Origin of the sequence: Achromobacter sp. DH1f (assembly GCF_000633435.1) — a bacterium.
Classification (GTDB): domain Bacteria; phylum Pseudomonadota; class Gammaproteobacteria; order Burkholderiales; family Burkholderiaceae_B; genus Achromobacter; species Achromobacter deleyi.
In genome coordinates this window covers 1-13,895 of the sequence record NZ_AYMF01000048.1, presented here as the reverse complement: position 1 = coordinate 13,895, position 13,895 = coordinate 1, and the positions used below count along the sequence as shown (strand labels likewise).

Genomic DNA, 13,895 nt, shown 5'->3' with positions numbered 1-13,895 from the left:
GGCCGCATCCCTGCCCCCTGTAGCCATCCGAAACGACTTGGCCGATCCAACGCAAGACCAATGGCAAGCAACGGCATTAAACTGTTAACAACACAGATAAAAACCTTAAAAAGAGTTGAATACCGCTGATCTCCCCACATCCTGTCCGGCCACCGTCGACTTCGGCTCCGTCTTCGGACCCTTGAATCTCAATGACGAGACACCCGTCGCCATCGGCGGTGACCGCCATATCTTCCAGCACCCCCATGCGCCTTCGCTGCTGGTCAAGGTGATGGACATGCAGGCGCGCGCCGTCTACCTGGAAGCGCGCCCCTTCAAGCGCTGGTACAAGCAGTACCAGCGCGAAAGCGCCTACCGCGTCTACCTGAACGAATTTACCGAATACGTCACCACCACCACGCGCCCGTCCGGCGTGTGGCAGGTGCCGATGGCGCGCATCGTCGGCGTGGCCCAGACCACGCTGGGCCTGGGCCTGCTGGTCGAAAAGATCACCGATGGCCAGGGCAATATCGCCCCCACGGTGGCCGACCTGGCGCGCCAGGGCAAGATGGACGCGGACCTGTCCGCGCAACTGGATGAGTTCGTCGAAGACCTGGCCGATGCACACGTCGTGCTGCATGACCTGTCGGCCAGCAATATCGCCTGTGGCCAGAATGCGGACGGCAAGGCCGGGCTGTTCCTGATCGACGGCTTTGGCGTGCTGCCGCTGGTGCCGGTGTATGCCTGGAGCAAACGGCTGAACCGCAAGCGCATCCAGCGCAAATATGCCGACATGCGCGCCGCCATGGCGCGGCGGGCACGCGAAGCTGCCCTTCGGGCGGCCGCGCAGGACGGCTCGCAAGCGCAGGTCTGACGCCCCGCATCGAACGCCCTCGCGCCGCGAAGCGCCCGGTTCAGGGCGCGTGCGGCAGCAGCGCCCCGTCGCGATCCACCCATTGGTAATCACGCCCCGCCACCTGCCCCCGGCGTAGCGGGTTGCGGGTGCAGAAGGCCGCGTAGGCCGGATCGACGTAGCGGTATTCCAGGTGTTCGTCGCGCCCCGGCGGTATGCCCAGCCGGGTGGTGCTGATGAGCGCCGCGGGCGCCTGGCCCACGTCTTCGACATACAGCGCTTGCGGATCGAAACGGCGCGCGTCCCAGTCCGGCACCTTCAGGCCCAACGCCCGGCATAGCAGCGTCTGTCCCGCGCACAGCCTGGCCGGCGGCCGCGGCTGCCCCTGGGCGTCGGGGTTCAGTTGCTGCATGCGGGCCAATGCCTCGGGGCCGGACAGCGCGTCGGACCAAGGGTAGGCGGACTTGATCAGCACGGCGTTGCCGGGCCCGGCGGCGCTGAAATTGAGCGAATCGCCGCCGCGCGCGTAATACATGTAGACCACGCCCCCGTCCATGAACAGGGCGCGGCGCTTGTGCGTGTAGCCCAGCGACGCGTGGCTGCCCTTTTCTTCCAGGTAGTAGGCTTCGGTTTCGATGATGCGGGCCGACAGCCACAGGCCGTCGACCCCGTGGCGCACCACCTTGCCCAGCAGGTCGCGCGCAAGCGTGCGGGCGTCGCGATTGAAAAAGGCATCGGGCAGCGCGTTGCCCGCGCGGCGCGATGCCTGGTTGGCCGAGGGAGCCACGGCGTCAGGCGAAACGTTCGCCGTAACGCTTTTCGCTGAAGCCGACGCCGACCTCGCCATCGGGCGTGACGGTGACCGGCCGGCGCACCAGCGCGGGGAACTCGGCGATCAGCTGGGTCCATTGCGCATCGGTGGCGGGGGTCTTGCGGTCGTCGGGCAGGTTGCGCCAGGTCATCGAGGCGCGGTTGACCAGTTTTTCCCAGCCGCCGACCTTGCCGGACCAGGCCTTCAGGGTGGCGGCAGGCACGGGATGGTCGCGGTAGTCGATGAACTGGTGGTCGACGCCGTGCTCGGTCAGCCATTCGCGCGCCTTGACGCAGGTGCTGCACTTGGTCAGGCCATACAGGGTGGTTTGCTTCATTTGGGTTCGGACTCCTTGCGCCATTGCATGCGGTTGGCCAGGATCACGCAGGTGCCCACCGCCAGGATGAACAGGGTGGCCAACGCATTGATCTCGGGTTTCAGGCCCAGCCGCACGCGCGAGAACACTTCCATCGGCAGCGTGCTGGAACTGGGGCCGGACAGGAACGACGCCAGCACGACGTCGTCCAGCGACAGGGTGAACGACAGCAGCCAGGCCGAGGCCAGCGCCGGTGCGATCAGCGGCAGCGTGATCTTGAAGAACACGGTGATGGGCGTGGCGCCCAGGTCCAGCGCGGCCTCTTCCAGCGAGCGGTCCAGGTCGCGGATGCGGGTCTGGATGACCACCGCCACGAAGGCCATGCACAGGGTCACGTGGCCCACCCAGATCGTGAAGATGCCGTTTTCGGCGGGCCAGCCCAGATGGCCGCGCAATTCCACGAACATCAAGAGCAGCGAGATGCCCAGCACGACTTCGGGGATGACCAGCGGCGCGCTGAGCATGCCGACGTACAGCGCGAAGCCGCGGAACCGGCCCATGCGTCCCAGCACGTAGCCCGCCCAGGTACCGATGATGACGGCGGCCGTGGCGGTCATGGCGGCGATGCGGAACGACAGCCAGGCCGCGCGCAGCAGCGCATCGTCGTTGAACAGCGAGTGATACCAGCGGAACGAGAAACCGGTCCAGGACGTGACGGCGGGCGATTCGTTGAACGAGAACACCATCAGGCTGATGATGGGCACGTACAGGAAGAAGTAGCCCAGCCCCAGCACGACGGCGCGCAAAGTCTTGTTGGGACCGTTCATTTGCGGCCTCCGGTCGCCAGTTCCTGCTGCTTGACCTGGTTGTACTGGAACAGCGCCAGGGGCACCAGCAGCAACAGCACCATCACGCAGGTCACCGCCGAGGCCATCGGCCAGTCGGTATTGTTGAAGAACTCGTTCCACATGACCCGGCCCATCATCAGCGTATTGGCGCCCCCCAGCATTTCAGGAATGACGTATTCGCCGACCGCCGGAATGAACACCAGCATGGCGCCGGCAATGACGCCCTGGCGCGACAGCGGCACGGTGATCTGCCAGAACGCCTGCCACGGCTTGGCGCCCAGGTCGTAGGCGGCTTCCAGCAGGCGCAAGTCCATCTTCACCAGCGTGGCATACAAAGGCAGGATGAAGAACGGCAGGTACGCATAGACCATGCCGATGTACACCGCCAGGTCGGTGCGATAGATTTCCAGCGGGCTGGAAATGATGCCCAGCCATTGCAGGAAATTGTTCAAGAGGCCGTCGTTGCGCAGGATGCCGACCCAGGCATACACCCGCAACAGCAGCGAGGTCCAGAACGGCAGGATCACGCCCAGCAGCAGCAGGTTGCGCACGCCGGGCGACGAACGCGCGATGTAGTACGCGATGGGATAGCCGATCAGCACGCAGGCCAGCGTGGTGATCGCGGCGATCTTGACCGAGCTGAGGTAGGTGGCGAAATACAGGCTGTCGGTGAACAGCAGGATGTAGCCGCGCAGGTGCAGGCTGAACTGCACCGCTTCGTCTTTGAATTCCGCCAGCGACGTGTACGGCGGAATGCCGAACTTGAGTTCGGCGAAGCTGATCTTGAACACCAGCAGGAAGGGCACCAGCAGGAACAGCACCAGCCAGGCGAACGGCGGCACCACCGCCAGCGTCCGGCCCGAGGGCAGCCAGTCGCGGGGCGAAAAGCGGATCATGACGCCAGCACCGTCGCGCTGTCGGCGTCCCAGCTGACGAAGATTTCTTCGTCGATGCCCGGGGCGTCCATTTGCGCCAGCAGCAGGCTGGGCACGCTGGCCTCGACCATGGCGCCGGAATCCAGGCGGATCTGGTAGAGCGCGTAGCTGCCCATCCAGGCCATGTGGCTGACCATGCCGTGGGCCCAGTTGTAGTCGCCGTCGGGCTGACCGCGCGACACCACCATGCGCTCGGGGCGGATGGAAACGTGCACGTCCATGCCCAGCGGTTCGCTGACGCCGTGGCTGACGTACAGCGGCCGGCTCAGTTCGGGGCTTTCGATGGCGACGTGGTCGGGTTCGTCGACCACGATGGTGCCGGTGAACATGTTGGTCGAGCCGATGAAGCTGGCCACGAAGCGCGAGTTCGGGAAGGCGTAGACGTCTTGCGGCGTGCCGCACTGGACGATCTGGCCTTCGGTCATGACAGCCAGGCGGTGGGCCATGGTCATGGCTTCTTCCTGGTCGTGCGTGACCATGATGCAGGTCACACCCACCTGTTCCAGGATCTTGACCAGTTCGATCTGGGTCTTCTGGCGGATCTGCTTGTCCAGCGCCGACATGGGCTCGTCAAGCAGCAACAGCTTGGGCCGCTTGACCAGGCTGCGCGCCAGCGCCACGCGCTGCTGCTGGCCGCCGGACAGCTGGTTGGGCTTGCGGCGCGAATAGCCCGCCATCTGGACCAGGTCCAGCGCCTCGAACACGCGGTCGTGGATTTCGGCGCGGTCCACACCTTCCTGCTTCAGGCCGAAGGCCACGTTGGCCTCGACCGTCATGTGCGGGAACAGCGCGTACGACTGGAACATCATGTTCACGGGCCGGCGGTACGGCGGCACGCTGGTGATGTCTTCGCCGTCGAGCAGGATCTGGCCGGAGGTGGCTTCCTCGAAGCCGGCCAGCATCCGCAGCAAGGTCGACTTGCCGCTGCCGGAGCTGCCCAGCAACGCGAAAATCTCGTTGCGCTTGACCGAAAGATTGACGGAACGAACGGCGACCACATCGCCAAAGATCTTTACTACATCGGCCACCCGGACGAATTCGTCCGGGTCAGCCGAATGCGGCGCCGGGTAACGGCTATCGGTCATGATGGCTATCGTCCAGACTTCAGCTCGGCCCACATGCGGGTTTGCAGGCGCTGGATGTTCAAGGGCTGAGCCTTGATGACGTACAAGGTCTTGGAGACCTCGGGCGACGGGTAGATCATGGGGTTGTCCGCCACGTCCTTGACCACGTACTTGCGCGCCTCTTTGTTGGCGTTCGGATAGAACATGGTGTTGGTGATGGCGGCGTGCACCTGCGGCGTTTCGATGTAGTTGATGAACGCCAGGGCCTCTTCCGGATGCGGGGCGTCCTTGGGGATGACCATCAGGTCGAACCAGGCCGGGGCGCCGCCCTTGGGAATGAAGTAGTTCACTTCGTAGGACTTCTTGGCTTCCTGGGCCCGCTTGCGCGCGATCATGACGTCGCCCGAGAAGCCGTAGACCATACACAAGTCGCCCACGGCGAGTTCGTCGATGTAGCCGGACGAGCTGAACTGGCGGATGTACGGACGGATCTGTTTCAACACGTCCAGCGCGGCCTTGTAGTCGTCGGCGTTGGTGGTGTTGGGGTCTTTGCCCAGGTACTTGAGCACGGCCGGGAACACCTGCGCGGCTTCGTCCAGCATCGAGATGCCGCACTCTTTCAGCTTGGCGGCATTCTCGGGCTTGAAGATCATGTCCCAGTTGGCCAGGTCGACGTTGTCGCCCATGATCTGCTTGACCTTGGTGACGTTGTAGCCCAGGCCGTTGGTGCCGTAGCCCCAGGGCACGGCGTATTCATTGCCGGGGTCGACCGTGGCGACCAGCGCCATGACGTCGGGATCCAGGTACTTCAGGTTGGGCAGCTTGGACTTGTCCAGTTTCTGGAACAGGCCGGCCTCGATCTGACGCGAGGCATAGTGCGTGGACGGGACAACGACGTCGTAACCCGATTTGCCGGCCAGCAACTTGGCCTGCAGGGTGTCGTTGCTGTCGTAGACGTCGTAGCGGACCTTGATGCCGGTTTCTTTCTCGAAACCCGGAATCGTGTCCGGGGCCGTGTACTCGGCCCAGTTGTAGACGTTGACGACCTTGTTCTGCGCCACCGCGGCCGACGTGGCTGCCATGACCAGCATCGTCCCTAGCGCCCAGCGCATTCCCGCCCTTAGTTTCATTACCAGCCCCCCAGCTATCCGCCGTAAGTTACAGGAGTACCAAAAGGCGAAATCATAAAGCTTTTTAGCAAGGACCTGACCAACTTTACCGGCAGATTTAGCCGAATTTGCCGCAATTAGGCCCCGATTGCGATGAACCGGGCGCCCCGCGCCTTACGGCTGCACGCCCACGCCCCAGGCGGTCCAGTAGCTGTCGCGCAATTTGAGCCAGAAGCGCTCGCCCTCGTCGCCGGCCACCTTGACCAGCGAACGGCGCAGGCGGTCCAGGTTGCCCTGGCGCTGGCGGTCGGACAGGCCGCCTTGGGTGCCGCGGTCGAAGTCGATCAGCCAGACCCGGCTGTCGGAACCGATCAGGATATTGAAGGCGTTCAGGTCGGCATGCCAGACGCCGGCCCGGTGCATCTGCACGATGGCCTCGGCCACCGGCTGCCAAAGCGGTTCGGCCAGGGATTGCGCCAACGGCCGCACGCCCGGGATGCGTTCGACCACGATGGCCGCACGATAGGTGGGCCCCTGACGCCAGTAGGCGGCGGCCAGCGGCGCGGGCACCGGCAGGCCATGGGCGCGCATCGCGGCCAGCAAGCGGAATTCGCGGAAGCTGCGGCTGCGGTCTTCGCCGGCCCACAGGTAGGTGTCGCGGCTGATCCTGGCGATGAGGCCGCCGCGGCGATAGCGCCGCAATACGCCCTGCCAGCCCTGCCCCTGCACGAACCAGGCGGCCTGGCGGCCGCCGGCATCCACGGGCCGGGCCCGGTCGCCGTAATGGGATGGGTTGAAAATGTCGGGGCCCGACTCGCCCAGCCGGGCGTCGCTGAGCATGGCGCCGGCCAGCGGCGCGGGCCAGGCCTGGCGCCGGGCGCCCGAGGCGTCCGGCTTAGCCTTCACGGTTGCGCATCCAGTCGGCCACGCCGAAGAACGACTGCAACAGGCGCTCGACCAGCGCGGGCTCGATGCCCTCGTCTTCCATGGCCCGGCCCATGCAGGCCACCCATTGGTCGCGCTCGACGATGCCGATCGAGAACGGCAGGTGGCGGGCCCGCAGCCGTGGATGGCCAAAGCGCTGAATATAGTGGTCGGGGCCGCCGAAGTAGCCGCACAGGAACCAGAACAGCTTGTCGCGGGCCTCGTCCAGGCTGGGGCCGTGGGCGGCCCGCAGTTCCTTCAGGTCGGGCTCGATGTCCATCAGGTCGTAGAAACGGTCGACCAGGGCGCGCACGCCGGGTTCGCCGCCCAGAAGGTCGAAAATGCTGCGGGAAATATCCACGGGTTCGGTAATGATCTGCACGCGGGAACTCATCAGGTTTCTCTCAGGGTGACCAGGGGCGGGGTGCGCAGCACGCCGCGCAGCGCCAGCGCGCCGCCGGCCCAGGCGCCGAGCATACCTGCGCCGACCCCGACCAGCCAGGGCCAGAGGCTGAGGGTAATGGTGAAATCGAACACCTGAGTTGATAAAACCCAAGCGATCGCGGTGGCGCCGGCTGCGGCCAACAGGCCGGCCAGCCCGCCCACGGCCCACAATTCAAGGCGCTGCGACCGCGCCAGCTGGCTGCGAGTGGCGCCCAGTGCGCGCAGCACCGCGGCTTCGCGCATGCGTTCGTCGCGGGTGGCGGTCAGGGCGGCCGACAGCACCAGCACGCCGGCGGCCAGGGTGAACAGGAACAGCAGCTGCACCGCCCGGCCGACTTCGCTCAGCACCGACTGCAATTGCTGCAGGATGGCGCCGACGTCGAACACCGTCAGGTTGGGAAACTGCCGTACCAGCCCGGGCAGCACCTGCGCCTTGTCGGGCGGCAGGTAGAAAGACGTGATCCAGCTTTGCGGCATGTCGGCCAGGGACTTGGGCGTGAGGATGGCGAAAAAATTGACGCGCATCGTATCCCAATCGACCCGGCGGGTGCTGGACACCGCCACTTCCACCTGCTGGCCGGCGACGTCGAAGGTCATCTTGTCGCCCAGCTTGATGCCCAGCGTCTTGGCCAGGCCCGATTCCAGCGACACCTCGGCCGACCCCGGCGTCAGCCAGCGGCCCTGCTCGATGCGGTTGGACGAGGGCATCTCTTCGCCGTAGGACAGGTTGAATTCGCGGTCCACCAGCCGCTTGGCGCGCGGTTCTTCGTAATCGTCCGGCCCCACCGGATTGCCGTTCACGGCGATCAGCCGGCCCCGCACCATCGGCGACAGCACGATGCCGCCCAGGCCTTCGCGGGTCAGCGCATCGGTCACGGCCTGGCGCTGGTCGGGCTGCACGTTGATCAGGAAACGGTTGGGCGCATCCGGCGGCAGCGTGCGCTGCCAGCCCTGGATCAGGTCGGTGCGGGTCATGGCCAACAGCAGCAAGGCCATCAGCCCGATCGCCAGCGCGCAGACCTGGGTGATGGTGGCGGCGCGGCGCCGCACCACCCCGGCCAGCGCGAAGCGCAGGGCCGGCAAGCCCGCCGCCAGGCCGCGCAGCCGCGCCAGGCCCAGGATGCACAGCCAGGCCACCAGCGCGAACACGGCGAATGCGCCCAGGAACCCGCCCGCCACCACGCCGCCCAGCTTGGCATCCCCCGCGAACCACCAGATCAGCAGCGCAAAGCCGACGGCGCCCACGATGTACCCGGTGGCGCTGCGGGCGCTGATCGAATCCGCGTCGCGCCGCAGCACCCGGGCCGGCGGCACATGGCGCAACTGCGCCAACGCCGGCAGGGCAAAGCCCAGCAACAGCAGCAGCCCGGTCAACAGCCCTTGCAGGGCGGGAATCGCCGACGGCGCCGGCAAAGCGGTATCGATCAGCGAGGCCAGCACCATCACCAGCACCTGGTGCACGGCGTAGCCCAAGAGGCAGCCCGCCGCCGAGGCGAACAGGCCGACCAGCGCGAATTCCAGCGTCAGCATGCGCGACACCTGCGACTGCACGGCGCCCAGGCAACGCATGACGGCAATGCCGTCGCGATGCCGGGTCATGTAGCGGCCCGCCGCCAGCGCCACCGCCACCGCGGAAATAAGCACGGCCAGCAAGGCCACCAGCGACAGGAAGCGCTGCGCCCGATCCAGCGTGCGGCGCACTTCGGGTCGGCCGGATTCCAGCGTGGCGACCTTTTGGCCGCGCTTCAGGTTCTGGTTGAGCCAGGCGGAATACCCCGCCACCGCATCCGGCTCGCCGGCAGCCAGGAGGGCATAGCCGATACGGCTGCCCGGCGCGATCAGGCCGGTGGCCGGCAGGTCGCTGGCGCGCAGCAGCACGCGCGGCGCCACGTTCACAAACTGCATGCCGCGGTCGGGTTCGTAGGTAATCACGCGGTCGATGCGCAGGTGGGCATCGCCCACGTTCAGGGTGTCGCCCACTTTCAGGCCCAGCAGCGACAGCACCTGGGCATCGACCCAGACCGCGCCCTCGGGCGGAATATCGCGCGTCGGCGCGTCCGGGCTGAATGGCGCATCGGCCACCCGCAGCGCGCCGCGCAGCGGATACCCCGGCTCGACGGCTTTCAGCGCAGCCAACTGGGCACCGTCGCCGGCACTGACCATGGACGGGAACTGCCAGGTGCTGGACACCTGCAGGCCGCGCTCGCGCGCCTGGTCCATGAAGGCCGCCGGCACCGGCTCGTCGGCATCGAGCACCAGGTCCGCCCCCAGCATCTGGCCGGCATCGCGCTCCAGCGCCCGGCTGACGCGGTCGGCCAGGAAGCCGACGCTGGTCACGGCGGCCACCGCCACCACCAGGGCCAGCACCAGCAGCCGCAGCTCGCCGGCCCGCGCGTCGCGCATCATCATGCGGGCGCCCAGCGCCAGGGTGGTCCAGAAACCGGGGCGCCGGGCCCGCGAGACATCAGGGAAATCCATCATCTGCCAATGTTAACCAACGGCCGAAATGGGGGCCGAATCCCGCTATCATGCGCGAAGCGCCCTGCGGCGCCGCACGTCAAACTGCATAAAAATACCCAAAATCCTGGAGAAGACAATGCGTAAATCCTGGCTCGCGGCCACGATTCTTGCCGCCTGCGCGGCTGCCGTTCCCCTGGCCGCCTCGGCCCAGACCCCTCTGAAGATGGCTTATGCCCTGTCCACGTCGTCGCACTACGGCGCCGGCGCCGACGCCCTGGCCAAGTCCATCGAGGCCTCCAGCAACGGCAAATACAAAGTACAGCAATTCGCCAACAGCGCGCTGGGCGGCGAACGCGAAGTGATCGAAGGCTTGCAGATCGGCACGATCGACCTGGCCATCGTCTCGACCGGCGCCACCCTGAACTTCGTGCCCGAAACCGGCGTCTTCGACATTCCCTTCCTGCTGCGCGACCTGCCGCACGCCCGCAACGTGCTGGACAGCAAGATCGGACAAGATATGCTGGCAAAGTTCCCCAGCCGCGGCATCATCGCGCTGGCCTGGGGCGAACAGGGCTTCCGCCATCTGACCAACAACGTGCGCCCGGTGAAGACCCCGGCGGACGCCAAGGGCCTGAAGATCCGCACGACGGAAAACCCGATCCACATCACGGCGTTCCGCCAGATCGGCATCCTGCCCACCCCCATGGCCTGGCCCGAAGTGGCCACCGCCCTGCAGCAGGGCACCATCGACGGCCAGGAAAACCCGCTGTCGGTGATTACCTCGGCCAAGCTGTCGCAGATGCAGAAGTACCTGTCGCTGACCGGCCACGTCTACGGTCCGGCGCTGGTGCTGATGTCGTCCAACGTCTACGACGGTCTCTCGGCCGCCGACAAGGCCCAGTTCGACAAGGCCGGCAAGGAATCCGCCCAGGCCATGCGCGCCTATGTGGACAACATCGAGAAGACCGGCGTCGAGCAGTTGAAGAAAGAAGGCATGCAGGTGTCTGAAGTCGACCGCGCAGCCTTCGCCGCCGCCGTCGAACCGGCCTACCCCGAGTACTACAAGAAATTCGACAAGAAGCTGATCGAAGCGATCCGCGACACCAAGTAAACCGGCGGCACGCGCTACGGCCGTGATGGAACCCGTTCCATTTCGGCCGCGGCCCTGCGCCGGACCGCGGCGCGCGTCCGCGACCGCTGCGCCGAAGGCGTGACGCCAGGCCGGATGCCTATTGAGGCCGATGGCCGGGGCACTCCGTCCCGGCGTGCTTGCGCCCAGGGCGCCGCGTTCGCCCGCCTTGCCTCTCGCGTTGTCTTGCCCCCTGTTATTCGCTACCGGAAACTCCCATGCGATTGCTCTGCGCCTTCGACCGCATCCTGTTCAAGCTGGTGTCGGTTGTCGCCCAACTCCTGCTGGTGGCCGCCGCGGCGGCCGCCTTCTATCAAGTCATCGCCCGTTTCGTGCTGCACTCGCCTGCGGACTGGAGCGAGGTGCTGACCCGCGCCCTGCTCATCTGGACGGTGCTGCTGGGTGTGGCCCTGGCGTTTCGCCACGGCGCGATGATCAGCGTCGAACTGCTGCGCAACCTGCTGGGCGGCATGCGCCGCCGCGTGCTGGAAGCGGTGATCGGCCTGACCTGCGCCGGCTTCCTGGGCTTCATCGCCTGGATCGGCGGCCAGATGACCTACCGCGTGCGCTTCCAGAATGTACCCAGCCTGGACATCTCGATTTCCTGGATCTACTCGGCCATCCCGGTCGGCGCCGCGCTGGCCGCCATCGCCGTGCTGGCCCGCTGGTGCGCCGGCGAGGAAGAAGACGTCCCCGTGCGCAACGACGCGCAAGGTTGAGCCCCCGCCCCGAATCCAAGCAGACGATATCGCCATGTCCCAATTAATGATTGTCTCGATGCTGATTTTCTTCGGGCTGTCCGTGCCGGTCGCCGTGTCGATCGGCCTGGCCAGCCTGGCCGGCGTCGGCGCCGCCAACCTGCCCTGGCTGGTGGTGGCCCAGCAGCTGTTCGCCGCGCTGGATAAATACCCGCTGGTCGCGATTCCCTTCTTCATCCTGGCCGGCAACCTGATGGAAGCCGGTGGCATTTCCGAACGCATGGTGGAATTCGCCAAGAGCGTGGTGGGCGGCATCCAGGGCGGGCTGGCCTGCACCTGCGTGCTGACCTGCATGATCTTCGCCGCGGTCGCCGGTTCGAGCGTGGCGACCACGTTTGCCGTAGGCGCGATCCTGATCCCCGCGATGATCCGCCACGGCTACCCTGCCCCCTTCGCGGCGTCGTTGCAGGCCAGCGCGGCCGAACTGGGCGTGATCATCCCGCCGTCGATCCCGATGATTCTGTTCGCGGTGTCGACCGACACGTCGACCGGCGAGCTGTTCATCGCAGGCGTCATGCCCGGCATCCTGATCGGCGTGGCGCTGATGTTCTACGTCTGGATCTACGCCAAGCGCAACAACCTGGGCAAGCGCGACGGCGAAGGCCGCCTGCCGCTGTGGCCGGCGTTCAAGCGCGCCTGGCTGGCGCTGATGATGCCGGTGATCATCCTGGGCGGCATCTACGGCGGCGTGTTCACGCCGACGGAAGCGTCGGTGGTGGCAGTGATGTACGCGGTGGTGGTGGGAAAATTCATCTACCGCCGCCTGAGTTTCAAGCAACTGTCGGACACGCTGCACAAGTCAGTGGTATCGACGGCGGTGATCATGTTCGTGATCGCCAACGCAGGCGTGTTCAGCTTCCTGCTGAACCGCGCGGGCATCCCGGACGCGCTGGGCATCTGGCTGTCGCAACTGTTCGACACGCAGTTCACGTTCCTGATGGGCGTGAACGCAGCGCTGTTCGTGATCGGCATGTTCATCGAAACCTCGGCCTCGATCGTGGTGCTGGCCCCGTTGCTGCTGCCGGTGGCACTGAAGTTCGGGGTAGACCCGGTGCACTTCGGCATCATCATGGTGGTCAACCTGGCCCTGGGCATGATCACCCCCCCATTCGGGGTGAATCTCTTTGCTGCGTGCGCGGTGGCCAAGTTGCCGTTGGAGAGGTTGATCAAGCCATTAGTGCCGTTCGTGGGGGTGGTGATTGTTTGCCTTATGGTGATTACTTATTGGCCTGGGTTGTCGTTGGGGTTGCGGGATTTGGTTTATTCCAAATAGGTTTGTGGGTGCGTGGGTTGTCTCTTCGTAGGTCGCCCCTTGCGGTGGCGGCATGCGGAGTGGGCGCCCACGATTGCGGTCCGGAGCCTTCGCTCCGGACTGCCCCGTCGTCATCTTCGTCCGCCTTCGGCTCCCTTCAGATTCCCTCGGGCGCATCGAGGTTGCCCACTCCGCATGCCGCCACCGCAAGGGGCTACGTGCGTCTCGGGTCGTCGCGCTGCTAGACCTGTGGTCGGGGAATGAGATCTACAGGGTCGCCAAGCCGCGGCCGCGCGGGCGGCCATGTTTGGCATTGCGTTTTCGGAGAGTGTTTCGATGACGCTTCGCGCGGGTGGAGGTTGGTTTTCTGGTGGTGCGCACATCAAGAGGGAGGGGCGGTGATGGGCGGCGCGGCGAAGGTCGGCTTGCTCGTGCTGACCGTCTCGCGCGCCGCCCATCGGGCGCTGGAGGTCACTTTGGTAGTTACGGTGTCCACGCCAGTGACGTAACGACTTTTGGGTATCACGGTAGTGATGGCCAAGCTGGCTAACCCACGCCACCAAGGAATCTGTCGCCCCCGTCATCTAACGGCACGGATGCGCGGGAATCCAACAAAACCTCCAGCGCCTGATGGGCGGCGCGCGAGACGGCCAGCATGCGCAAGCCAGTGCCACCACGCGCCGCCCATCACCGCCCCTCCCCCCTGACTGCGGACCCACTAGAAAACCAGTCCCCACCCGCGCGAAGCGCATCCGCAACACTATCCAGAAACGCAATGCCAAACGTGGCCGCCCGCGCGGCCGCGGCTTGGCGACCCTGCAAATTCCATTCCCTGCACACAGGTCTAGCAGCGCGACGACCCGAGACGCGCGTAGCCCCTCGTGGCGGCGGCATGCGGGGCGGGCAACCTCGATGCGCCCGAGGGAATCTGAAGGAGGGGCCGAAGGCCCGGACGAAGATGACGACGGGGCAGTCCGGAGCGAAGGCTCCGGACCGCAATCGTGGGCGCCCGC

At 66.0% G+C, this 13,895-nt stretch carries 13 protein-coding genes; 4 read left to right on the top strand and 9 right to left on the bottom strand.

Features of this window, described 5'->3' with window-relative positions; translation table 11 throughout:
- Positions 1-115: 115 nt before the first annotated feature.
- Positions 116-853, top strand: a complete 738-nt coding sequence (locus tag U858_RS0131815) for a PhoP regulatory network YrbL family protein (RefSeq protein WP_025141151.1) — start codon at positions 116-118, stop codon at positions 851-853.
- A gap of 40 nt (positions 854-893) precedes the next feature.
- Here the strand turns inward: U858_RS0131815 and U858_RS0131810 are convergent, their stop codons facing one another.
- The 9 genes from U858_RS0131810 to U858_RS0131770 form a co-directional block, all read right to left on the bottom strand.
- On the bottom strand, positions 894-1,619 hold the full coding sequence (locus U858_RS0131810) for a DNA-3-methyladenine glycosylase (protein WP_025141150.1): 726 nt from the start codon (positions 1,617-1,619) through the stop codon (positions 894-896).
- A gap of 4 nt (positions 1,620-1,623) precedes the next feature.
- Positions 1,624-1,980, bottom strand: a complete 357-nt coding sequence (locus tag U858_RS0131805) for a Spx/MgsR family RNA polymerase-binding regulatory protein (protein WP_025141149.1) — start codon at positions 1,978-1,980, stop codon at positions 1,624-1,626.
- Entirely contained in the window at positions 1,977-2,786 is an 810-nt protein-coding gene (locus tag U858_RS0131800) for an ABC transporter permease subunit (protein ID WP_006384055.1), read from the bottom strand. Before U858_RS0131800 ends, U858_RS0131805 begins: the two co-directional genes overlap by 4 nt.
- Complete coding sequence (locus U858_RS0131795) at positions 2,783-3,703, bottom strand: ABC transporter permease subunit (protein WP_025141148.1); 921 nt, start codon at positions 3,701-3,703, stop codon at positions 2,783-2,785. The genes U858_RS0131800 and U858_RS0131795 overlap by 4 nt, the downstream gene beginning before the upstream one ends.
- The gene (locus tag U858_RS0131790; RefSeq protein ID WP_025141147.1) at positions 3,700-4,827 is read right to left on the bottom strand and encodes an ABC transporter ATP-binding protein; all 1,128 of its coding nucleotides are present in this window, start codon (positions 4,825-4,827) and stop codon (positions 3,700-3,702) included. Before U858_RS0131790 ends, U858_RS0131795 begins: the two co-directional genes overlap by 4 nt.
- 5 nt (positions 4,828-4,832) lie before the next feature.
- A complete protein-coding gene (locus tag U858_RS0131785; RefSeq protein WP_025141146.1) occupies positions 4,833-5,936 on the bottom strand; it encodes a polyamine ABC transporter substrate-binding protein in 1,104 nt (367 codons plus the stop codon).
- Positions 5,937-6,089: 153 nt separating this feature from the next.
- On the bottom strand, positions 6,090-6,755 hold the full coding sequence (locus U858_RS0131780) for a 3-deoxy-D-manno-octulosonic acid kinase (protein ID WP_051593736.1): 666 nt from the start codon (positions 6,753-6,755) through the stop codon (positions 6,090-6,092).
- Positions 6,756-6,810: 55 nt separating this feature from the next.
- Positions 6,811-7,233, bottom strand: a complete 423-nt coding sequence (locus U858_RS0131775; RefSeq protein ID WP_081821791.1) for a group II truncated hemoglobin — start codon at positions 7,231-7,233, stop codon at positions 6,811-6,813.
- The gene (locus U858_RS0131770) at positions 7,233-9,764 is read right to left on the bottom strand and encodes an ABC transporter permease (RefSeq protein ID WP_025141144.1); all 2,532 of its coding nucleotides are present in this window, start codon (positions 9,762-9,764) and stop codon (positions 7,233-7,235) included. The genes U858_RS0131775 and U858_RS0131770 overlap by 1 nt, the downstream gene beginning before the upstream one ends.
- Positions 9,765-9,879: 115 nt before the next feature.
- Between U858_RS0131770 and U858_RS0131765 the strand changes: the two genes are divergently transcribed.
- From U858_RS0131765 to U858_RS0131755, 3 genes are all read left to right on the top strand, one after another.
- Positions 9,880-10,854 (top strand): TRAP transporter substrate-binding protein, encoded by a 975-nt coding sequence (locus U858_RS0131765; RefSeq protein WP_025141143.1) that lies wholly within the window; start codon positions 9,880-9,882, stop codon positions 10,852-10,854.
- A 236-nt stretch (positions 10,855-11,090) separates the two neighbouring features.
- Entirely contained in the window at positions 11,091-11,591 is a 501-nt protein-coding gene (locus tag U858_RS0131760) for a TRAP transporter small permease (RefSeq protein WP_025141142.1), read from the top strand.
- A gap of 34 nt (positions 11,592-11,625) precedes the next feature.
- Entirely contained in the window at positions 11,626-12,903 is a 1,278-nt protein-coding gene (locus U858_RS0131755) for a TRAP transporter large permease (protein WP_025141141.1), read from the top strand.
- Positions 12,904-13,895: the final 992 nt, after the last annotated feature.